This window comes from Oculatella sp. FACHB-28 (assembly GCF_014696015.1).
Classification (GTDB): domain Bacteria; phylum Cyanobacteriota; class Cyanobacteriia; order Elainellales; family Elainellaceae; genus JAAUTN01.
In genome coordinates, this window is sequence record NZ_JACJPJ010000092.1 from 1 (window position 1) to 19319 (window position 19319).

Consider the following 19319-nt stretch of genomic DNA (forward strand, 5'->3'; position numbering starts at 1 on the left):
GCTGACGTAACCGAATCGCTTGTTGTCGCAGATAATCTTGAGTCGTGGGATTAAGTAAGCGGGCATCAGGTTTATTCATACTTCAATTCTACGAATTGCCCCTTCCCGCTGCACCCTCTTAAGTTGCCGGGTTAATAGCTCATAGACTAGGCTGCAAGCAAGAATCAGTTCAAATCACTTAGAACTGTTCGATCATTTTGTTGGAGAGTTAGAATTTCGATTGGATACTCTGCACCGCTCAACATGAGTTCAGTGATGACTGCGTACGCCTCGCTCCATGCCTGCTCGGTATTCGGTGTCCAAGCACTATCTAAGCAAATCGCAAATGCCTTTAAAAGTGTACTGCCCACCATGGGATAATGTTCAGGCTGAACACCATACTGAATATGGCGAGTTCCTAAAGCCTTAAGTGATTTAGTCAATACATCGGGGCAGTGAAGATTTTCTACAACAAAGACGAGTGATTTGAATAGCTGCTTTGCTTGCTTTTTCATGGAGGTGTTAACAAACAATGGCTTGACCTGTGGATAGTCTGTAAACAAAGTTGAGTAAAAGTAATTCATGAAGTTAGCTTCCTGTGCTTTAATCCGTGAAAAACTAGACTCTAACAATTCAATATTCAAAGCCATGCAGCAGTTCCTCTTGTTTACTGTTCGTAGTTTGCCGAATTCTGATGAATCTATCTATGAGCTACCTCATAAAATGACTAAACGCAGGGAAAACATTAAATTGAAGGAGAAATCAAGCCTGCTTGATCGAGGAGTTCAACGATGCAAGTGACGATAGACCAACTCCAGCAAATTCCACTGCTTTCTAAACTCGATCTCGATCAGCTTGCTCACCTACAAGATCGTGCGGCAGTTAAGCACTATTTGCAAGGAGAAATCATTCTGCATGAAGGCGATCGCTTACCTGCTCAACTTTTCGTGGTTCTCAGTGGCAGAATTGAAATCAAGAAAACGGCTTCTACAGGTAAAGAAACAATTTTGCGAACATTACCCGCTGGAGAACTCTTTGCTGCACCTGCACTATTTGGCGATGGTGTAGCCCCCGCAACGGTAGTGGCTGAACAGGACTGCCAGATTCTCACGGTTGAACGCACTACTTTACTAGAAATAATTCAGAACTCTCCAGAAGTAGCACTGCAAATTATTGCAGTTCTAACAGAGCGTCTCCAACATCTCCATCAAGTCGTACATGGGCTGGTTTCAGAGCGGGCGATCGTGCGGTTAGCACAATTTATTCAAGCGGCGGCGATCGCTGAAGGAACAGATGTAATAGATCAGGGATTACAGTTGCGATCGCGCTTGCCCTACTACCAGATTGCTCGCAGCATCGGGATCACTTATGAAGAATGTGTCCGACTGTTCAAGCAAATTCAGACAGTTGTTACTTACCGTCGGGGCGGGAAGATTTTAGTATTAGATCAGGCAAAACTAGATGCGATCGCGAACGGGCACACTGCGTGAACATCCAGGTCGATAAATCACAGCGCGTCAAATTTTGAGAACTGCTGTAAGTGGAACAAGCAGGGATAACGCTTCGATCAAACTCCTTTAGCTAGCAAAACTTTGGCTGCAAAAAAATCGTATTAGAGCCTTTCAAGGGCGACCGGATAAGCTGCATTTTTGTCCACATTGACGACACGTGGTTGAGTGACATGATTGGCTTTCAACACTTTACGGAAGAAGTGTGCTACTACTTTGCCATCTCACTTTGCACTCAGCATAAAGTCCAAAGTATAGCCCTATGAATCGACGGCGCGATACAGATATTTCCACTCCCCTTTGATTTGAATGTACGTCTCATCCCTTTCAGGAATCATTCGTTGGCTGCAAACGGGGTCGAACTCGCTTGTCCAAATCGGAGGCATACTTCAATACCCATCGGTTGATCGTTGAGTGGTCTACGTTCACACCTCGCTCTTGCATCATCTCCTCTAAATTGCGGTGGCTCAAAGCGTGACGGCGGTACCAGCGAACGTTGAGCAGGATGATTTCAGGCAGAAAGTGTCGCCATTTGAAGGGAGAAGAAGTAGACATTACTGGGTCAGAGACACGAAGCAATGACCACAGCACCCGAATTGTATACGGAGGCAGTATCTCGCTTCCTGCTTGGAAAATAGATTGAAGTTCTGGTGACGGTTGTTGCTACTATTGCCCCAACATAATCTAGCCTGACCATCTACTGCACTAACTTTCTGGGCATTGCACAAATTGAGAATGATGCGGAAATTCCTAGTATGCGAATTGCCCACTGTAAGGACACGGCAATGCCTTGCCCCTACGAAAATCATTCGTCAAATGTGCAACGCCACTTTCTGAATGGTGCGCCAAACTTTAAAGCCAGTACTGCTGCAAGCGAACCGTCTTGCTTAGGCAGAGCAAGACTATCTGGAGAATTTGGCTGAATATCCTGAAAACGGCTGGTCACTCTATAAGCAAAACAACCATTACAACTTGTTCCGCATCGGGTGAAAAGATATGAAAGATTGGTACAAAGAAGACCTTGCTTATATTCACGATGCGGGTCACAGTGATTACGCGCTCAAATCTGCTCCAGGTATTCTCGATATCCTGACTCAAAACAATATTCGAGAAGGTTTAGGAGTTGACTTGGGCTGCGGTAGTGGGCGATCGGCGTTAGAACTTACGAAAGCTCATTATCAGGTGCTTGAAGTTGATATCTCTGAGTCGATGATTGCACTTACTCAAGCCAGAGTTCCAGATGCTCAGTTTCGAGTTGAATCGTTGTTTAAAGTCGATATTCCGTCTTGTAATGCGGTGATTTCAATTGGGAAATGTTTGAATTACTTGTTTGATAAAGATAATACTGACCCAGTACTAACTCAACTTTTCGATCGCATCTATCACGCCACAATTCCAGGGAGAGATTGGTAAGTTCTTGCACAAATTCTTTATGCTTGGGCGATCGCGCCTGCAAGTCGATACAGAGTAGTGGAAAACACTCGCAGTTGGAGAAACGCTAGAGGTCGAGTTTGAAACGGGAGCGGTAGAACTCAGGATTTTCAGTTGTTAAAGAGCAGGAAGTTACTCGACGGGGTGAAACATTCATTAATTATGCGATGGAGAAGTCCCTTAACTAACTCCACTGAAAAAATTTTGCTCTCAGTTCTATGCTCAATCAATGGAAGTGATTCGATGAACACAAAATCTCACCGTTCGTTAGGTCGGGCTTTATTTCTCTCTACTCTCGCGGCAACAAAGCCTGCTAACCAGTCCGGGAGCTTTACGGATATTCTGTTTAACCTAACGCCAGCCTATCTGCAAGCGACGATTCCTAAGCGCGGTTCACTGTTTGGTTGGTTAGGGGCGAGCAAAGGTTTTAATAGGGGTGATTGAAGGGTCGCTGTCACCAGATGCAATTAGAGCAAATCCGGGACCTGAAACAACGCAATTATGTTAAACAATGAAGAAGGGTTTCAGCCTAATGGCATTCTATGACAGCTACGCTTCAAACACCCCAGTTTAATCGGAGCCACTTCAATGTTTCCTAAATGTTCAACCCCTGAACGTTCAAATTGGGGTGGTGTCGTTGGCTTTAGTGTAGGTGGTGCCTGTGCGGATGTAGCAGATGCCTATGCGATGCTTAACACAATCGTTGATACAAAGGATAACAAACCAACCGCGATCGCCTTCCAGCTTAACCCTCAGCATTCTCCGGCAAGAACTATACAGAAGTACGATTACCACTCATATTCCAACTCGCCCCGATTGATTTTACCTACAAGTTTCGAGTACAGTTGCAATGCTTCTGGAACTATCTTTTTGTGTGCAAAAGCAATGGTTTTGATATGTTCCAATTCATCATGAGAGAGCCAATCATCTGAAATCGCCGCTTCAATCGTCCTCCTCAGCTCTTCTAATTGTTTAATTTCTTCGGGTGAAAGTTCCTCAGTAGAGAGATGTTCGACTTTCATGATGATTGCCTCCTCTAAATTAATTACCGTTATATGGACAGTTCAAGAGAACTCCGAGAGTGACAACTGATGTCTACTTAGGGTGATTGAAGGGTCACTGTCAACCGATGCAATTAGAGCAAATCCGGAACCGTGTTTTGCTTTGTTTCTCTCAGCTGTTTCTCATCACTCTTTTACTGTAGGCGGTGGTCTTGCCGGTGGCGATGGCTAGAAGTTAGGGAAAGTTATGGACTCGGTTAAGGGGACTGAGTCGCAACTGACATTGTTGGTGAACCGTGGTCTAACATCCTAAAAACGCCTTTGTGCACTTGCTCAACCGCTCAATTCTCTCAACCTTCTGCCGTAGTACCTCAATCTCTCGCTCCAGGCACTTCAATTCCTTGCCACGAGCGATCGCCCATGATCATCGCAGCAGTTTTCGCCTTACTTGGCAGTTTCCCTTTGGGGCGATCGCCTCCCCCATCCGACAGCCAGTGTAAGCAGCGATGGCGATCGCCGTTCTGTAGGGTTCGCGAGCATAGGTTAAAACTTGCTCCACTTCGGCAGGAGTTAAAACTTTGGCCTGACCTTTCCCTTCAACTTTACCTGCCATCTAGTTTGTTCACTCTAAAATCAGTTGCTTCTAATAATATTGTCGTTTGTTAGGGTTGGTCGCAATGGGGCAGAGTCAGTCTGGGTGATTACAAAGACGCATTAGCGCTTACATCAGCGAATTTACCTTTGTGGGCGTTAAATGTCTGTGCGATCGCACGTGTTGGATTTTTAGGTTTGTGAGTGAAGAGGATTGAGTTTTTGTACAGTGCCCAACTAGATGACATTAGGACAGATTCGTATTATCAAGCTAGCCTATTCACTGCACGCCTTCAATCACTGAGCTTGGTACTAGTTCATTTACTTCCTGCCCATCCTTAAAGATAAGCCTCAACAGAAATAAGCTTCACATCCGTGTTGTCACTAACTCGCCATCACGATAAATAAAAAGTCACTGTACAAATTCTGAAAGATTTACGATTTCTTCCGAAGATGAAGTGCAAGGATTGAATTAACAACTATCCTCGTTATGTAACCCCCTATGAGCGATGTTTTTATTTCCTATTCCCGCAAAGACACCGACTTTGTGAAAGCCCTCTATGCAGCATTGGAAGCACGCAATCGCAGCACCTGGGTTGACTGGAGCAATATTCCCCTGACGGCAGACTGGTGGCAGGAGATTCAGACTGGCATTGAGTCTGCTGATACGTTTGTGTTTATCATCAGCTCTGATTCAGTTGCTTCTGCGGTTTGCAATCAAGAAATTGATCATGCCGTTTTGCATCACAAGCGATTATTTCCAATTGTGCGGCGTAATGAGTTTGATTTGAGTCAAGTTCATCCAGCGTTGCAAAAACGTAACTGGCTCTTCTTTCGAGAAACGGATGATTTTGATCGTGCATTTCATCAACTTTTGGAGGCGCTCGACACTGATCTTGAGCATGTGCGACAACACACCAAACTGTTGATTAAGGCGATCGAATGGGAAAAGAGTAGCCGAGATAATAGTTTCTTGTTGCGAGGCAACGGATTGGCAGACATCGAACAATGGCTTGCCCACAGCAAAGACAAACAACCTCGACCCACAGAACTGCAAAATCACTATGTGATTGCCAGTGAGCAGTGGCAACGGCAGGAGATCGAACGCCTGCAATCACTTTATGAGCAGGCTGAGCAACGCCGAATTGAAGCTGAGAGGAATGAAGTCAAGGCATTATGCAAATCTTCAGAGGCGTTGTTTATCTCAAACCAAGAATTTGAAGCATTGCTGGAAGCATTGCGAGCAGTTCGACGCTTAAAGTTGGCAACGTGGACAGAAGCTAATTTGCAAAAGCAGGTCAGGTTAGCGCTGCAACAAGCAGTTTATGGGGTAAAAGAACGCAATCGCCTAGAAATAGGTGATGACCCTGTATTTGTCAAACAAGTTTGTTTCAGCCCAGACGGAACTCTCATTGCTGCCGCTGTTAATGCAGTCGTCAATGCACAAGTAAAAGGCGACATCATTTTGTGGAGCCCAAAAGGACAGCAAATCAGAACCTTGGCAAGACATGAAAGTTATATCATGAGTGTTTGCTTTAGCCCTGATGGTCAGGCGATCGCATCGGGTGATGCCAGTGGGAAAATTTATCTATGGAGTTTAGAGGGGCAGCGTCTTAGACACTATCACGACCCGACTGGTATTGGGGATATTCAATTCACTCCGGATGGTGCTCTGTTAATTGCTGGGAGCAACGATGGTGCAGTTAGGGGATGGACGGTTGAGGGGGAGGAAATACTTACCTTGCCCACCGCAGGCTATGTAACCAGCACTGATATTAGCCCAGACGGAACTATCATTGCAGCAGCAGGCGGCAGCAATGCGAGAGGAGGAGGAAATGGCATTGTCAGGTTGTGGACAATTGCAGGACAGGAATTACAAACGCTCGACGGGCATATTGCACCAGTAATGGCAGTTTGCTTTGATGCCACTGGTACTGTCATTGCCTCCAGCGGTTGGGATCGTAAAATTAAACTCTGGAGCTTGAATGGTCAAGAACTTCAGAGCCTGGATGCCGATTGCATGGGAAACCAGGGTAGCTGTGAAGCCGTTTTAGATGTTCGGTTTAGTCCTGATGGAACTTCAATCGCGGCGGCTACACAAGATGGATTGGTTAAACTTTGGAGTTCCGAAGGGCATGAGTTGGGCGTTCTCAAAGGACATACTAGTAAATTGTGCAGCATCAGCTTTAGTCCAACAAACAATCTTATTGCCTCGGGCAGTGTTGATGGTACGGTTCGGCTTTGGAACTTATCTGATCAAACGTTATTAACGTTAACAAGTAATAAATCGCATGGGTTTCTCAGTATTGGTGTTAGCCCTGATGGGCAGTGGGTTGTGGCAGGTAGTCACGATGGCATCATTGCGATCTGGAATCGGCAAGGACAGTTGCTTAAATTGTTTCAAGGACATCAAAACTGCATTAATGACATCGGTTTTAGCCCTGATGGTCAAACATTTGCGACTGCCAGTAACAACGATACAGCGACAGTGAGGCTTTGGAATCTAGATGGAGACGAACTTCAGCAATTCATTGGGCATAACCGGGGAGTTTACAGCGTTAGTTTCAGTCCTGATGGGCAGTCGCTGCTCTCGGTAGGGTGGGAAGATGGCACAATTCGGTTGTGGAACTTGAAGGGACAGTTACTAAAAACCATTGATGGTGCTCGTTTGGACGCGCGCTTCAGTCCTGACAGTCAAATCATCGCAGCGGCTGATGCGATCGCCAACGTAACGCTATGGAACTTAGATGGGGAAAATCTGAACACCTTGAGCGGACACAAAGACACGGTGAGGCGGCTCTGCTTCAGTCCTGATGGTCAAATCATTGCGACAGCAAGTGATGACAAAACTATCAAACTTTGGAGCATATCAGGTGAAGAACTGAAAACATTGACTGGACACCAAGGAAGAATTCAAGGATTGAGTTTCAGCCCCTGCGGGCAATATCTTGCATCTGCTAGTGTAGACAAAACCATCAAGCTCTGGAATCTAGAGGGTCAAGAACTCAAAACCTTAAAAGGGCATGGAAATAGCGTTTCTGCAGTGTGTTTCAGCCCGGATGGTGAGGCGATTGTGTCTGCCAGTATGGACAATACAGTCAAACTTTGGAACGCCGAAATACTGGATTTTGATGAGTTGGTGATCCGAGGGAGTAATTGGGTGCAAGATTACTTGCAGACCAACCCTAATGTCGAAGAGAGCGATCGCCTGCTCTGTGATCAGATTATGAGCAAACCTAGAAATGTTGAAGGCTAAGTAAACGTGATGAATCCATGACAGAATTGAGGGCAAGTGTCCTAATTTTTTGAAATTGCTGGATTACAGGCTGATATCGTCCCTGTTATTTCCAAAGATCAATTGCTGGAAAGTTTGGAATCTTTAAGATTTCGATGCTTAATTGAACAGCAGAGAACTCGCTTTACCCAGCAGCCCGTTGTCATGGAATACGTCACTGAAAAACTTCTGACTATCGCAGCCCATGAAATCGAAGCGCAAACATTGTGGGACTTAAAGACTCATGCGTTATTGAAAGCAGAAGCGGTAGATTATGTTCGCGACAGTCAGAAACAGTTAATTCTAGAACCGTTGATTGCTCGACTGATGGTACATTTTTTAAGCCATGATGCGATTACCCCTTTGGGAGACTGCAAAGCAATCGTTCACCATCTGCGGCAACTGCTCCGCCAATGCCAGCAACAGACTGCGTCATCCAATTGCTATGCAGCAGACAATCTATTAAACCTCCTCAATCATCTGAAAGCAGATTTAACAGGAGTCGATCTATCAGGCTTGACGCTACGACAAGTAGATTTAGCCGATACGCCGCTGCATCAGGTCGATTTATCGAATACCCACTTGAAGCACACCCGATTTACTGAATCGATTTCTGATATTTTCAGAATCTCAATCAGTCCCAATGATGATTTGTTGGCAATGGCAGGCTTAAACGGGGCAGTATTTCTCTACGATCTCAAAGCGGGGTAGTGGACCAATTCCTGGTCTGCCCATCAGGGCTGGGTAATCGCAGTTGTCTTTGCCACAGATTTCCAGACCTTATTCACGGGAGGTTTTGCTCAACGGATCGCGCAATGGAATGTGGTAACTGGGCAATGTCTACAGGAATGGCAGACGGATAGTCCGATCTAGCGTTTAGCACTCAGTGCCCATGGACAATGGCTGGTCAGCGGTCATGAAACTGGTAAGGCTCAACTCTGGAACATACATACGCAGCTGCTGCTTAGAGTGCTAAACCATTTGGGAGTCGTGCGAGGTGTGGCATTTCATCCGCAAACCCATCATCTGGCGACAGGCAGTAGCGATCGCCAAATCAAATTGTGGAGCTGTGCAACTGGGGAATGTTTAGCAACCTTTGATGGACATGACGACGCAATTTGGGACCTGGGTTTCAGTTCCAGCGGTGAGTATTTAGCCAGTGCAAGTTCGGATGGTTCTGCGACGCACTCCCCATTCTTGCATCATCTCCTCCAAATCTCGGTAGCTCAAGCGACATAACCGGAAGATCTGCTGAGCAGAATATTTCTTCCCTACGGTGGAGAACGTTAGCAATTGCCGTTTCATAAGGGTTAGATATAATGCTAGGTATGATGTACGACTTCTAATTACCCCAATTTCATACTCAGTAATCTCCTCAAGTTAGTAGCGGTGAGTTCAGGCTACTAGCGACTGATAGGAATGCAGCAATTTTTTCGCTTCATCCCTTTAACTTAGTCTGTCTATGTTAGTCCTTAGTAGCGTTTGAACCCACAGCAGCAAACGCATTTGAGGAGACATAATAATGCAACACATTGAAGGAACGTTCAAAGGCTTTGGAGGGCTAGACCTTTATTATCAAAGTTGGCATCCAAGGGAAACGATTCAGGGAACTGTTGCCCTGGTTCATGGTTTGGGAGGGTACAGCGGCTTGTTTAATCCTGCTGTAGAAACTCTCACTACCCAAAACTTTGAAGTGTATGCCTTTGACCTACGCGGTCATGGACGCTCCCCTGGGCAGCGAGGATATATCAACTCCTGGTCCGAGTTTCGTGAGGACTTACGCCTATTCTTGCAGCAGATTCACGAGAAACGACTAGGAGGACCCTATTTTCTGTGGGGACATAGCTTGGGGGGCACGATCGTCCTCGACTATGTGCTGCGATCGCCAGAACGACTTCAAGGACTCATAGTTACAGCACCTGCTCTTGGCAGAGTTGGCATTTCTCCAGTGAAGCTAGGATTAGGTCTATTGCTTTCGGGAGTTTGGCCACGGTTTAGCCTAAAGTTGGGCATCCCAAATGACTTTTGCGAACGAGATCCAGAACTCTGCGCAGTCTATCTCCAAGATACACTGCGCCATGAGTATGGCAGTGCTCGATTAGCAACAGAGTTTTTTGCAACTGTAGACTGGATTTATAAACACACGTCCAATCTGCAAATTCCTTTATTGCTTCTGCATTGCAGTACAGACGCGGTAACGCTCCCCGAGGCTAGCCGCGACTTCTTCCGACGGGTGATGTTCTCCGATAAGGAATATCACGAGTATGCGGGCTGTTGCCATGACCTCTACAGTGATGTGGATTATCAAGTTCTGACAGACCTAGAACATTGGCTGGGGAAACATTTAGACCCAACAGTGGCTTACGGGTCGTCAGAACTGTATGCATCCTAAAGGATTTATCTTAGATCTTAAGTAACGGCGTTACTGGTCTACGGTATGAATTGTAGGGGCATTTTAGTAGGGGTGTTTCGCAAAACGCCCCTACTTTGGAATGGATAGCCGTGCATCATCCCAAGATAAAGAAATGCCGATTTTTATAGCGTACAGAGTAAGTAATAACAATCATCAACTATCTATGCCGAAAGCTCTATCTTGACGAGTATTACTAAAGAGAGATTTCCTTAGCGATCGCCGCAAAACGTAATGTTTTACCCTCAACTTCCTCAAGAAATATATAAAAAATCAACTAGTTCAATACTAACCAGCTACACTGAAACTACTAGAGCTAGAGGCGTTTAGGCATGATAGAGCCGAAGTCTCAAAGCATATGAAATTGTTTCTAATTGCTACCAAACTGAAAGGAGATACTGGGGACTGATTAAGGCTCGGTTGTCAGAAGTCAACATCTAAATTTCTGCGGGGTCTTGCATCTTACTTCTTTAAAGCACCATTGAATTGCAAATGTTCAACGCTACATAATTGCCTCATTTCTTAATAGCACCTTAGGGGAGGTTAGACGCATTGGATTGACAACAATTCAATGCGTAGGCTTCTCTTTCACTCCATAATTTTTCATTCAATGATTTGCTTTAGAGGGTTTAGAAATAGTTGTTTATAAGGAGAAGAGGATTCTGCTCTTCTAAAGAAGATGTTATGCACTGATAAAAAGATATATCAAACTTCCTTAGATTCTGGCAATGTATTTCTGGGGCGGACGTTACCTTCATTGTTAGATGAGGCTTGCGATCGCGCCCCGAATGCTCAAGCATTCAATCAATGGACTGATACAGGTTGGCAACCACTCTCAAATCAGGACTTCAAGGCAACGGTCGAAGCCTTGGCATTGGGACTCATCAATTTGAGTTTAGAGCAAGGCGATCGCGTTGCCCTGTTAATGCACAGCGATCTGAACTTCTGCATTGCAGACCTGGGGTGTCTTCTAGCAAATTTAACGGATGTACCGATTGATCTAACACAAACGCTCGAACACATCATCTTTGTGTTGCGACATAGTGCCGCTAAAGCACTCATCATCCCCAACCTAGAGCTGTTGGCACAAATTGTGCCGCACCTCTGGGAAACTCCTGACCTGCAATACATTATTGTTGCCAATGTTCCTTCGGACTGGCAGCAAATGCGATCGCAGTGGGTGCGATCGGGAGAGCCCGTTCATCCAGATGAGTTCAACCCTGACGCGATTTCTGAGTCGGCTTGTCTTCGGATTCCGATGTTTTTACATCCTGCTCATGCAGACCAACCTCATTCTCCGTTTCCACAATGCGTTCAACTCTTTTCGTTAAACGAGATTCAATGCAATGGGCAAGCTCAATATTCAAGCGATCGACTGCATCAACTTCACAGCACGCTGACTCCTAACACGCTTGCAACCATCATCTACATTCCCGACGAAATGGGGCAAATGCAGGGCGTCATGCTAACCCATGAAAACCTTTCAGCCAACGCGTTAGCCTCATTTGCGAGCCTTCCGGACTTAGGAAGGGGTAACACAGAGACGGTGCTGACATTTTTGCCCTTAAATCACGTTCTTGCTCGAACGCTGCTCTATGGAAACATCAACTATGGGCACAGCATCTATTTCTCCAACCCTACTCGGGTAATGAAACATCTCAAGGAGGTTCAACCTACGATTCTAGTGACGGTGCCTCTTTTTCTAGAGAAGATTTACAGTAAGGTTCTTGAGATAGGCGGACATCGGGACGGCGTTATCAAGAGACTGGAAATTAAGGACCCAAGAGACGATATAGAAACGATTCTGGCGTATTTCTCTGAATCAACTCGTTTCCCTTTCTCAAGGTCTTTGAGTCGACTGCAGCGTATTTGGTTGTCTTGGTTACAGGCGTTGCAAGTTAGAACAGCTCAACTCATCTTTAACTGGGCATTAAACCTTGCTAAGCGATATGAACTGGGACGGGCTAAAGGATTGTATGCATTGCTGTTGCAGCTAGCTGACTGGTTTGTGTTTTCAAAATGGCGATCGCTGTTTGGGGGTCGTCTTCACTATTTGATCAGTGGAGGGGCTGTATTAAAAGCTGAGTTAGCTAATTTGTATGCAGCAGCAGGTCTACCTGTTCTGCACGGCTATGGGTTAACTCAGGCAAGTGCTGTTGTGTGTTTCAATCGCATGTCTCTTAACCGAGCAGGGACCGTCGGTAAGCCGATCGCAGGAGTTGAGGTTGCGATCGCTCCTGATGGAGAAGTGCTAACCCGCAGTCCTTATGTGACACCAGGGTATTACAAGAATCCCGAAGCCACACGAGCCCTGATTGATGAACAGGGTTGGCTGCACACGGGAGATTTAGGTACGTTTACGAACGAAGGTTTCTTGAAAATCACGGGTTTGAAAAAATCACTCTTCAAGCTGTCAACGGGCAAGTATATTGTGCCTCAACCCATTGAACAGCGGTTGAAACAATCGCCGTTAGTGGCTCAAGCGATCGCCGTTGGCTCTGAACGCAAGTTCTGTACGATGTTGATCGCCCCAAACCTGGAAGCATTGCACCATCATGCCCAAATTGTTGGATTTGATTTATCCAATCAGGAATTGCTGAAACATCTCTGCACTATTGCTTTATATCAATCTCTTGTGGATGGCGCTAATTGCCATTTGCCATACTGGGCAACGGTCAAACGATTCCAATTATTAAATGCTGCGTTCACTGTTGAGAATGGACTGCTCATGGCAGATGGACGCATCAATCGTGCCAAAGTTGCTGAAGTGTTCGCTGCCGAAATTGATCACCTGTATCGAGAAGGGGAAGTTCGCAGAGGCGATACAGAACGGGGACGCCATAGCGATGCCTCCAATTCTGCCCTGGTATCCGCCTGTTCTCCTATCCCCGATGCGTCTTGTCCAGCCGTTGCTCAGTCTCTCAACCCACGACTCACCACCTAACTATAGAAGGGTTTCAAAGCAATGTTTAAACCATTTCAAACAGCCGCCGTTCTGGGTGCGGGCGTTATGGGAACTCAAATTGCAGCCCATCTCGCCAATGCAGGTTTGACCGTACACCTCCTCGATCTACCCGCCAAGACCGGCAACAAAAATGATTTGGTCGAAGCCGCTTTTAAGAAAGCGCGAAAACAATCTCCACCCATCTTTTTCACCGAAAAAACAGCTCGTCGGATCATTCTCGGCAACTTTGACGACCATTTTGATCGACTGGCTCAGGTAGATTGGGTGATTGAAGCGGTCGTTGAAAATTTGAACATCAAGCAGCAGTTAATGCAGCGCTTGGAAAGCGTTATTCGTGAGGATGCGATCGTCTCGACAAACACCAGCGGATTACCAATTCATGCGATCGCTCAACATCAATCAGAGTCATTTCGGAAGCGGTTTTTAGGAACGCACTTCTTTAACCCGCCGCGCTATCTCAAACTATTGGAAGTGATTCCAACGGCAGATACCGATCCACAGGTTCTGAAGCGCATGCAGTGGTTTGGACAAGTGTATTTAGGCAAAGGGGTTGTGTTTGCAAAAGACACCCCCAACTTCATCGCAAATCGCATTGGTATGTATGCCACAATGTTAGGACTGAAAGCCTGGACAGAGCAGGGCTACTCCATTGAAGAGATTGATACTCTCACCGGAACGCTAGTGGGCCGCCCTAAGTCTGCAACATTTCGAACTGCTGATTTAGTGGGATTGGATACGCTGCTGTATGTGACAGAAAATCTTTATCCGGCTATTCCTAATGATGAAAGTCGAGATGTGTTTCGCGTTCCTGAGATCATGCGTAAACTGGTCTCGACTGGAACACTGGGAGCGAAAACAGGACAAGGATTTTACAAGAAACAAGGTGGCGAAATTCTTTCTCTCAATCCTGTAACGCTAACTTATGAATCAGCTAAACCGCTGAATCTAGGCAATGTTGAAGCTCTTAACAAGCTACCGGATTTGGGCGATCGCCTCCGAGCGTTATATCAAGATCGCGATCGGGCTGGAGCTTTCTTCCGCCAAACCATGCTGAAGATTTTGGGCTACAGCGCTCGCCGCATTCCCGAAATTGCTGATAGTCCGGCTGACATCGATCGGGCGATGCGATGGGGCTTTGGGTGGGAGTTAGGTCCCTTTGAAATTTGGGATGTTTTGGGCTTTGAAACCGTATTGACCGCCATGAGAGCTGTCGATATTCTCATCCCTGAATGGATAGAAATAATGCATCGCAACAGTGCCAGCAGTTTTTACTGGAATGACCAATACGTCTATGAGCTGGGGCGGAGCAACGAGCTGCATTACATTCCCCTAGAAATTCCGGCGGATGAAATGAAGCTAGAGACTGTGAAAGCTGACCCACAGCGGACTCTCTGGCATAACCCAGAAGCGGCTCTATTGGACTTAGGCGATGGGATTGTGCTGTATGAGTTTCGTTCAAAGGGCAATACGCTGAGTTTGAAGGTGGTTGACGGCTTAGATGAGGTCCTCAAGCTTTTAGAAACCCGCGATGACTTCAAAGGCTTGGTCATTGGGAACGATAGCCCCCACTTTTCTGGAGGAGCGAATCTGGCTGAAATGGGGATGCTGGCTCAGTCTGGTAACTTTGATGCCCTTGACAACTTGATTGTGCAATTTCAGACCATCCTCCAGCGCATTCGCTATGCGTCCAAACCCATCGTTGCTGCCATTCAGGGACGTGTCTTGGGTGGAGGATGTGAATTAGTCATGGCTTGCCCACACGTGGTTGCTGCCGCAGAAACCTACATTGGACTGGTGGAGTTAGGTGTGGGTCTAATTCCGGGGGCAGGCGGCATTATGCGAACAGTGGCGCGAGTGACTGAACGAGCCGCTTCAGAATCCCCTAGCCATATTCAGCCCTTCCTCCGGGCGGCATTTGAAACGATCGCCATGGCAAAAGTTTCAAGCAGTGCGGCTGAAGCCCAAGAGATTGGTTTTCTGCCGCTAACCGCTCGCATTGTGATGAATGGCGATCGCCGCCTGTCCGTTGCCAAAGCAGAAGCGCTGCACCTCAGCCAGATCGGCTATACTCCCCCTCCAGAACAAAACAGTATTATGGTGCTGGGTCAACCCGCCAGAGCCGCACTGGAACACGCGGCCTATGTCTTCCAGCAAGGAGGGTTTGCCAGTGAATACGATCGCTACCTCGCAGGGCGGCTAGCCTACGTCATGACCGGAGGAGAACTCTCCGCCCCTGCTCTGGTCCACGAAAACTACCTGCTGCAACTGGAACGGGAAACATTTCTCCCACTCCTGAGCCAGCCTAAAACGCAAGAGCGCATCGTGCATATGCTCAAGACCAAGAAACCATTGCGGAACTAAGCGAGGGGAGAGAGGGAAGTTTTCTCAATTCTCAACTCAAAACTCTCCTCACTCCTCACTTTAATAACAACTTTCAATTTCACATACAAAAGCTATGAAAGAAGCATACATCGTGAGCAACGTTCGGACGGCGGTAGGAAAAGCACCGCGAGGCACGCTACACAACATGCGTCCCGATGATATGGGTGCGATCGCCGTTAAAGAAGCCATCCATCGAGTTAAAGGATTAGAACCCGATCAGATCGACGACCTTATTTTTGGCTGTGCATTCCCAGAAGCGGAACAGGGATTTAATTTAGGGCGCGTCATTGCTCAACGGGCAGGATTACCTGACTCAGCAGCAGGCTGCACCGTCAACCGGTTTTGTGCATCTGGCTTACAAACGATCGCGATGGCAGCCCAAGCGATTACGCTGGGGCAAGCTGAAGCGATCGTCGCTGGAGGCGCAGAATCGATGAGCTTGATTCCGATGGGGGGAAATGCGTTTGCGCCCAACCCAGACTTGATTGCAGAAGCACCTCAAGCCTATTCCACGATGGGCATTACAGCAGAGAATGTGGCACAGCAATACCAGGTTTCCCGGGAAGACCAGGATGCCTTTGCATTGCGATCGCACCATCGGGCGATCAACGCCATTCAATCCGGTCGCTTTGAAGAAGAAGTGGTACCTCTCCCCGTACATGAAACGCTGTATGTGGACAGTAGCCCCCATGCGTTCGACACTGTGTTTAAGGTGGATGAGGGACCGCGTCTCGACACCAGCCTAGAAGCCCTGGCTAAGCTACCCCCCGTGTTTCGCATTCACGGCAGCGTGACGGCTGGAAACTCCTCTCAAATGTCGGATGGAGCGGCGGCGGCGGTATTAATAAGCAAACGCCTGGTCGATGAACTGGAGGTGCAGCCAATGGGACGATTGCTCGGTTTTGCGGTTGCAGGAGTGCCGTCTGAAATCATGGGAATTGGCCCCGTGGCCGCCATTCCAAAAGTGCTGCACCAGGTCGGTTTGAAGCTGGACGATATTGGTTTGATTGAACTCAATGAAGCCTTTGCCTCCCAAAGTCTGGCTGTTATCCGCAAGCTTGATTTGAATGAAGAGATTGTCAACGTCAATGGGGGTGCGATCGCCCTCGGACATCCTTTGGGATGCACAGGCGCAAAACTCACGGCCACTTTGCTGCACGAAATGAAACGACGCGGCGTTCGCTATGGTCTAGTAACCATGTGCGTTGGTGGCGGTATGGGTGCTGCAGGGGTACTTGAGAATTTGATGGTTTAGGGGGAATACTATGCCGTTCATTCAGCCAGTCTTCAGCATTCCCAGCCTTATCTTTCTTCTGCTGCTATTTGGCTATCTCGGTGTACCGCTGTGGATGTGGTCGTTGTACATTGCAGCCACACTTCTAGTTATCAACGCACCTATTTGGGGATGGTCCATTTTTGGTGTTGTGGCCGTCATTTTGAATGTTCCCTGGTTTCGTCGTACGCTCATCACCATACCTATCATGGGAGGCATTCAGTCTCTCAAACTTCTGCCCAACATTTCAGAAACGGAACGAGCGGCGATCGAAGCAGGAACAGTTTGGGTAGATGGTGAGTTCTTTTCAGGCGCACCTAATTTTAAGCGCATGAGAAGTGAGCCATATCCTCAACTGCCGCCTGAAATTCAGACATTTTTAGAGGGTCCTGTAGAGCAAGTGTGCCGGATGGCAACCGATTGGGAAATTCAACGTCGCAAAGACTTGCCACCCGCCGTGTGGAGTTATCTCAAAGAAGAACGGTTCTTTGGGCTAATGATTCCAAAAGAGTACGGTGGGTTAGGATTCTCGAACTTGGCTTACAGCGCAGTGATGGTAAAGCTCGCCTCGCGATCGTTTATTCACACGGCCACGGTTGGTGTAACGAATTCGCTGGGTCCGGCAAAACTGCTGCTCAACTATGGCACACAGGCGCAGAAGGATTACTATCTCCCTCGGTTAGCGCGAGGTGAGGAAATTCCCTGTTTTGCGCTGACAGAGCCGACGGCTGGATCAGATGCTGCCAGTATTACTTCGCAGGGTGTGGTGTTTCAGGATGAGCATGGCAAACTGTGTCTCCGCCTAACCTTCCGTAAACGTTACATTACGCTAGGCACGATCGCCACTCTGATCGGACTCGCATTTAAGCTGCGCGACCCCGACAATCTCCTCGGCAAAGGCGAAGATGTAGGCATCACCTGTGCTCTCATTCCTGCGAATACCCCTGGAGTGGTGCTGGGGCGACGCCATGATCCGATGGGAGTGCCGTTCTACAACTCTCCTATTGAAGGACGGGATGTTATCGTCCCGATCGACCAAATTATTGGCGGAGTAGAGCAGGCGGGTCAAGGTTGGAGGATGCTGATGCAAACCCTAGCTGCCGGACGAGGCATCAGCTTTCCGGCAACCTGCACCGGCATTGCCAAATTAGTAACGCGCGTCACCAGCGCTCATGCTACGGTGCGACGACAGTTTGGGCTGTCGATCGGGCGATTTGAAGGAGTTGAAGAACCGCTCGCCCGCCTTGGCGGACTGACTTACCTGATGGATGCAGCTCGCATCTACACGTGTGGAGCCGTAGACAAGGGCGAAAAACCATCTGTTGTCTCTGCGATCGCCAAATATCAGTTCACAGAACTGTCGCGCAAACTGATCAACGATGGCATGGATGTTTTAGGCGGATCAGGGATTTGTCGGGGTCCACGCAATCTGCTGGCCAGTATCTACATCGCCACGCCTATCCCAATTACGGTTGAGGGGTCCAATATTCTCACCCGCACGATGATGATCTTCGGACAGGGTGCAATCCGGTGTCATCCTTATATCTATCAAGAAGTTCAAACTTTAAACCGGGAAGATGCGATCGCCTTTGATCATGCCCTCTGGCATCACATCGCCTTGATTGTACGGAACGGTTTTCGAGCAGGATTACTGAATGTATCGCGCGGCTATCTTGCACCTGCCCCGGTTTCAGGACTCACTGCCCAGTTCTATCGCAAGCTAGCGTGGGCGTCTACAACGTTTGCCTTTATGACCGACCTTGCCCTCATCGGCTTCGGTGGCACGTTAAAACGTCGAGAAAAACTCACAGGACGCTTTGCTGATGTCCTGTCCTGGATGTATTTAGGAATGGCAACCTTGCGCCGGTTTGAGGCAGAAGGACAAAATCCCGAAGATTTACCCGCTGTTCGTTGGGCTATGCAGTATGCCTTTGCCCAAATTCAACAGGGATTTGAGGGGATTTTTGCCAATTTTTCTATCCCTGTTCTCGGTCCTCTCTTCCGGGGTCCTGTGCTGGCGTGGTGGCGGTTCAATTCAATTGGTGCGCTACCTTCAGATGAACTTGGCAGCAATATTGCCCAGCAGCTTCAAATTCCTGGAGCAATACGCGATCGCCTCACACCTGGGATTTATGTCCCAGACCATCCTAATGAAGCGTTAGGACGATTGGAACAAGCGTTCCGTCTCTCGTCTCAAGCTGAAGCTATCTTCAAGACGATCAAGACAGCGAGTCGTGATGGGAAACTACCACAGATGAAGCCACAACAGTTGATTGATGCAGCGCTGACTGCTGGCGTGATTACCGAGGATGATGCAGCTCTTCTACGAGAAGCCGAATCTGCTCGCAATGATGCGATCCAGGTAGACTCATTTACGCTGGAGGAGTATCAACATGGCGGACAATTAACGCTGTGGCCGCCAAAAGACAAGCTGGAATCGCGGGTTGAGACAACATTATAGGTAGGTCGCCCCATCTGCTTGGCTTCAAAACCGGACTTGCCCGT

The 19319-nt window shown here is 47.6% G+C and carries 14 protein-coding genes and 2 pseudogenes; 11 read left to right on the plus strand and 5 right to left on the minus strand.

Annotation, left to right across the window (positions count from 1 at the left end):
• Positions 1–164: 164 nt before the first annotated feature.
• The gene (locus tag H6F88_RS24480; protein ID WP_190645358.1) at positions 165–629 is read right to left on the minus strand and encodes a globin family protein; all 465 of its coding nucleotides are present in this window, start codon (positions 627–629) and stop codon (positions 165–167) included.
• A 141-nt stretch (positions 630–770) separates the two neighbouring features.
• Between H6F88_RS24480 and H6F88_RS24485 the strand changes: the two genes are divergently transcribed.
• Complete coding sequence (locus tag H6F88_RS24485) at positions 771–1469, plus strand: Crp/Fnr family transcriptional regulator (RefSeq protein WP_190645360.1); 699 nt, start codon at positions 771–773, stop codon at positions 1467–1469.
• Positions 1470–1594: 125 nt separating this feature from the next.
• On the opposite strand, the pseudogene H6F88_RS33595 reads toward H6F88_RS24485, so the two are convergent.
• Positions 1595–2042, minus strand: a pseudogene (locus H6F88_RS33595) (IS6 family transposase); the annotation flags it as partial.
• A 441-nt stretch (positions 2043–2483) separates the two neighbouring features.
• Between H6F88_RS33595 and H6F88_RS24500 the strand changes: the two are divergent.
• A pseudogene (locus H6F88_RS24500) lies at positions 2484–2888 on the plus strand (class I SAM-dependent methyltransferase); the annotation flags it as partial.
• Positions 2889–3161: 273 nt separating this feature from the next.
• Positions 3162–3362 (plus strand): hypothetical protein, encoded by a 201-nt coding sequence (locus tag H6F88_RS24505; protein WP_190645365.1) that lies wholly within the window; start codon positions 3162–3164, stop codon positions 3360–3362.
• 174 nt (positions 3363–3536) lie between these two features.
• On the opposite strand, the gene H6F88_RS24510 is transcribed toward H6F88_RS24505, so the two are convergent.
• The 3 genes from H6F88_RS24510 to H6F88_RS24520 form a co-directional block, all read right to left on the minus strand.
• Entirely contained in the window at positions 3537–3677 is a 141-nt protein-coding gene (locus tag H6F88_RS24510; RefSeq protein ID WP_190645366.1) for a hypothetical protein, read from the minus strand.
• A gap of 29 nt (positions 3678–3706) precedes the next feature.
• Positions 3707–3940: a hypothetical protein gene (locus H6F88_RS24515; protein ID WP_190645368.1), complete on the minus strand. Its 234-nt coding sequence runs from the start codon at positions 3938–3940 to the stop codon at positions 3707–3709.
• Positions 3941–4343: 403 nt separating this feature from the next.
• Positions 4344–4532, minus strand: coding sequence for a hypothetical protein (locus tag H6F88_RS24520; protein WP_190645370.1), 189 nt, complete (start codon positions 4530–4532; stop codon positions 4344–4346).
• A 480-nt stretch (positions 4533–5012) separates the two neighbouring features.
• Between H6F88_RS24520 and H6F88_RS24525 the strand changes: the two genes are divergently transcribed.
• The 8 genes from H6F88_RS24525 to H6F88_RS24560 all read left to right on the plus strand — a co-directional run bounded on the left by H6F88_RS24525 (position 5013) and on the right by H6F88_RS24560 (position 19275).
• Positions 5013–7766 (plus strand): TIR domain-containing protein, encoded by a 2754-nt coding sequence (locus tag H6F88_RS24525; RefSeq protein WP_190645371.1) that lies wholly within the window; start codon positions 5013–5015, stop codon positions 7764–7766.
• Between the two features lie 183 nt (positions 7767–7949).
• Positions 7950–8495, plus strand: a complete 546-nt coding sequence (locus H6F88_RS24530; protein WP_190645373.1) for a pentapeptide repeat-containing protein — start codon at positions 7950–7952, stop codon at positions 8493–8495.
• A gap of 258 nt (positions 8496–8753) precedes the next feature.
• Positions 8754–9023, plus strand: coding sequence for a hypothetical protein (locus tag H6F88_RS24535; protein WP_190645521.1), 270 nt, complete (start codon positions 8754–8756; stop codon positions 9021–9023).
• Between the two features lie 283 nt (positions 9024–9306).
• Positions 9307–10176 (plus strand): alpha/beta hydrolase, encoded by an 870-nt coding sequence (locus H6F88_RS24540; protein ID WP_190645374.1) that lies wholly within the window; start codon positions 9307–9309, stop codon positions 10174–10176.
• 775 nt (positions 10177–10951) lie between these two features.
• A complete protein-coding gene (locus H6F88_RS24545; protein WP_206756465.1) occupies positions 10952–13138 on the plus strand; it encodes an AMP-binding protein in 2187 nt (728 codons plus the stop codon).
• A gap of 21 nt (positions 13139–13159) precedes the next feature.
• On the plus strand, positions 13160–15520 hold the full coding sequence (locus H6F88_RS24550) for a 3-hydroxyacyl-CoA dehydrogenase/enoyl-CoA hydratase family protein (protein ID WP_190645378.1): 2361 nt from the start codon (positions 13160–13162) through the stop codon (positions 15518–15520).
• Positions 15521–15614: 94 nt separating this feature from the next.
• Entirely contained in the window at positions 15615–16796 is a 1182-nt protein-coding gene (locus H6F88_RS24555; RefSeq protein ID WP_190645379.1) for an acetyl-CoA C-acyltransferase, read from the plus strand.
• A gap of 10 nt (positions 16797–16806) precedes the next feature.
• Positions 16807–19275 carry an acyl-CoA dehydrogenase gene (locus tag H6F88_RS24560; RefSeq protein WP_190645381.1) on the plus strand — a complete coding sequence of 823 codons (2469 nt, stop codon included), beginning with the start codon at positions 16807–16809 and terminating at the stop codon, positions 19273–19275.
• Positions 19276–19319: the final 44 nt, after the last annotated feature.

Excerpts from the sequence above, each read along its gene's own strand:
- H6F88_RS24480 (WP_190645358.1), bottom strand. The coding sequence starts at position 629 with ATGGCTTTGAATATTGAATTGTTAGAGTCTAGTTTTTCACGGATTAAA.
- H6F88_RS24485 (WP_190645360.1), top strand. The coding sequence starts at position 771 with ATGCAAGTGACGATAGACCAACTCCAGCAAATTCCACTGCTTTCTAAA.
- H6F88_RS24505 (WP_190645365.1), top strand. The coding sequence starts at position 3,162 with ATGAACACAAAATCTCACCGTTCGTTAGGTCGGGCTTTATTTCTCTCT.
- H6F88_RS24510 (WP_190645366.1), bottom strand. The coding sequence starts at position 3,677 with ATGCTGAGGGTTAAGCTGGAAGGCGATCGCGGTTGGTTTGTTATCCTT.
- H6F88_RS24515 (WP_190645368.1), bottom strand. The coding sequence starts at position 3,940 with ATGAAAGTCGAACATCTCTCTACTGAGGAACTTTCACCCGAAGAAATT.
- H6F88_RS24520 (WP_190645370.1), bottom strand. The coding sequence starts at position 4,532 with ATGGCAGGTAAAGTTGAAGGGAAAGGTCAGGCCAAAGTTTTAACTCCT.
- H6F88_RS24525 (WP_190645371.1), top strand. The coding sequence starts at position 5,013 with ATGAGCGATGTTTTTATTTCCTATTCCCGCAAAGACACCGACTTTGTG.
- H6F88_RS24530 (WP_190645373.1), top strand. The coding sequence starts at position 7,950 with ATGGAATACGTCACTGAAAAACTTCTGACTATCGCAGCCCATGAAATC.
- H6F88_RS24540 (WP_190645374.1), top strand. The coding sequence starts at position 9,307 with ATGCAACACATTGAAGGAACGTTCAAAGGCTTTGGAGGGCTAGACCTT.
- H6F88_RS24550 (WP_190645378.1), top strand. The coding sequence starts at position 13,160 with ATGTTTAAACCATTTCAAACAGCCGCCGTTCTGGGTGCGGGCGTTATG.
- H6F88_RS24555 (WP_190645379.1), top strand. The coding sequence starts at position 15,615 with ATGAAAGAAGCATACATCGTGAGCAACGTTCGGACGGCGGTAGGAAAA.
- H6F88_RS24560 (WP_190645381.1), top strand. The coding sequence starts at position 16,807 with ATGCCGTTCATTCAGCCAGTCTTCAGCATTCCCAGCCTTATCTTTCTT.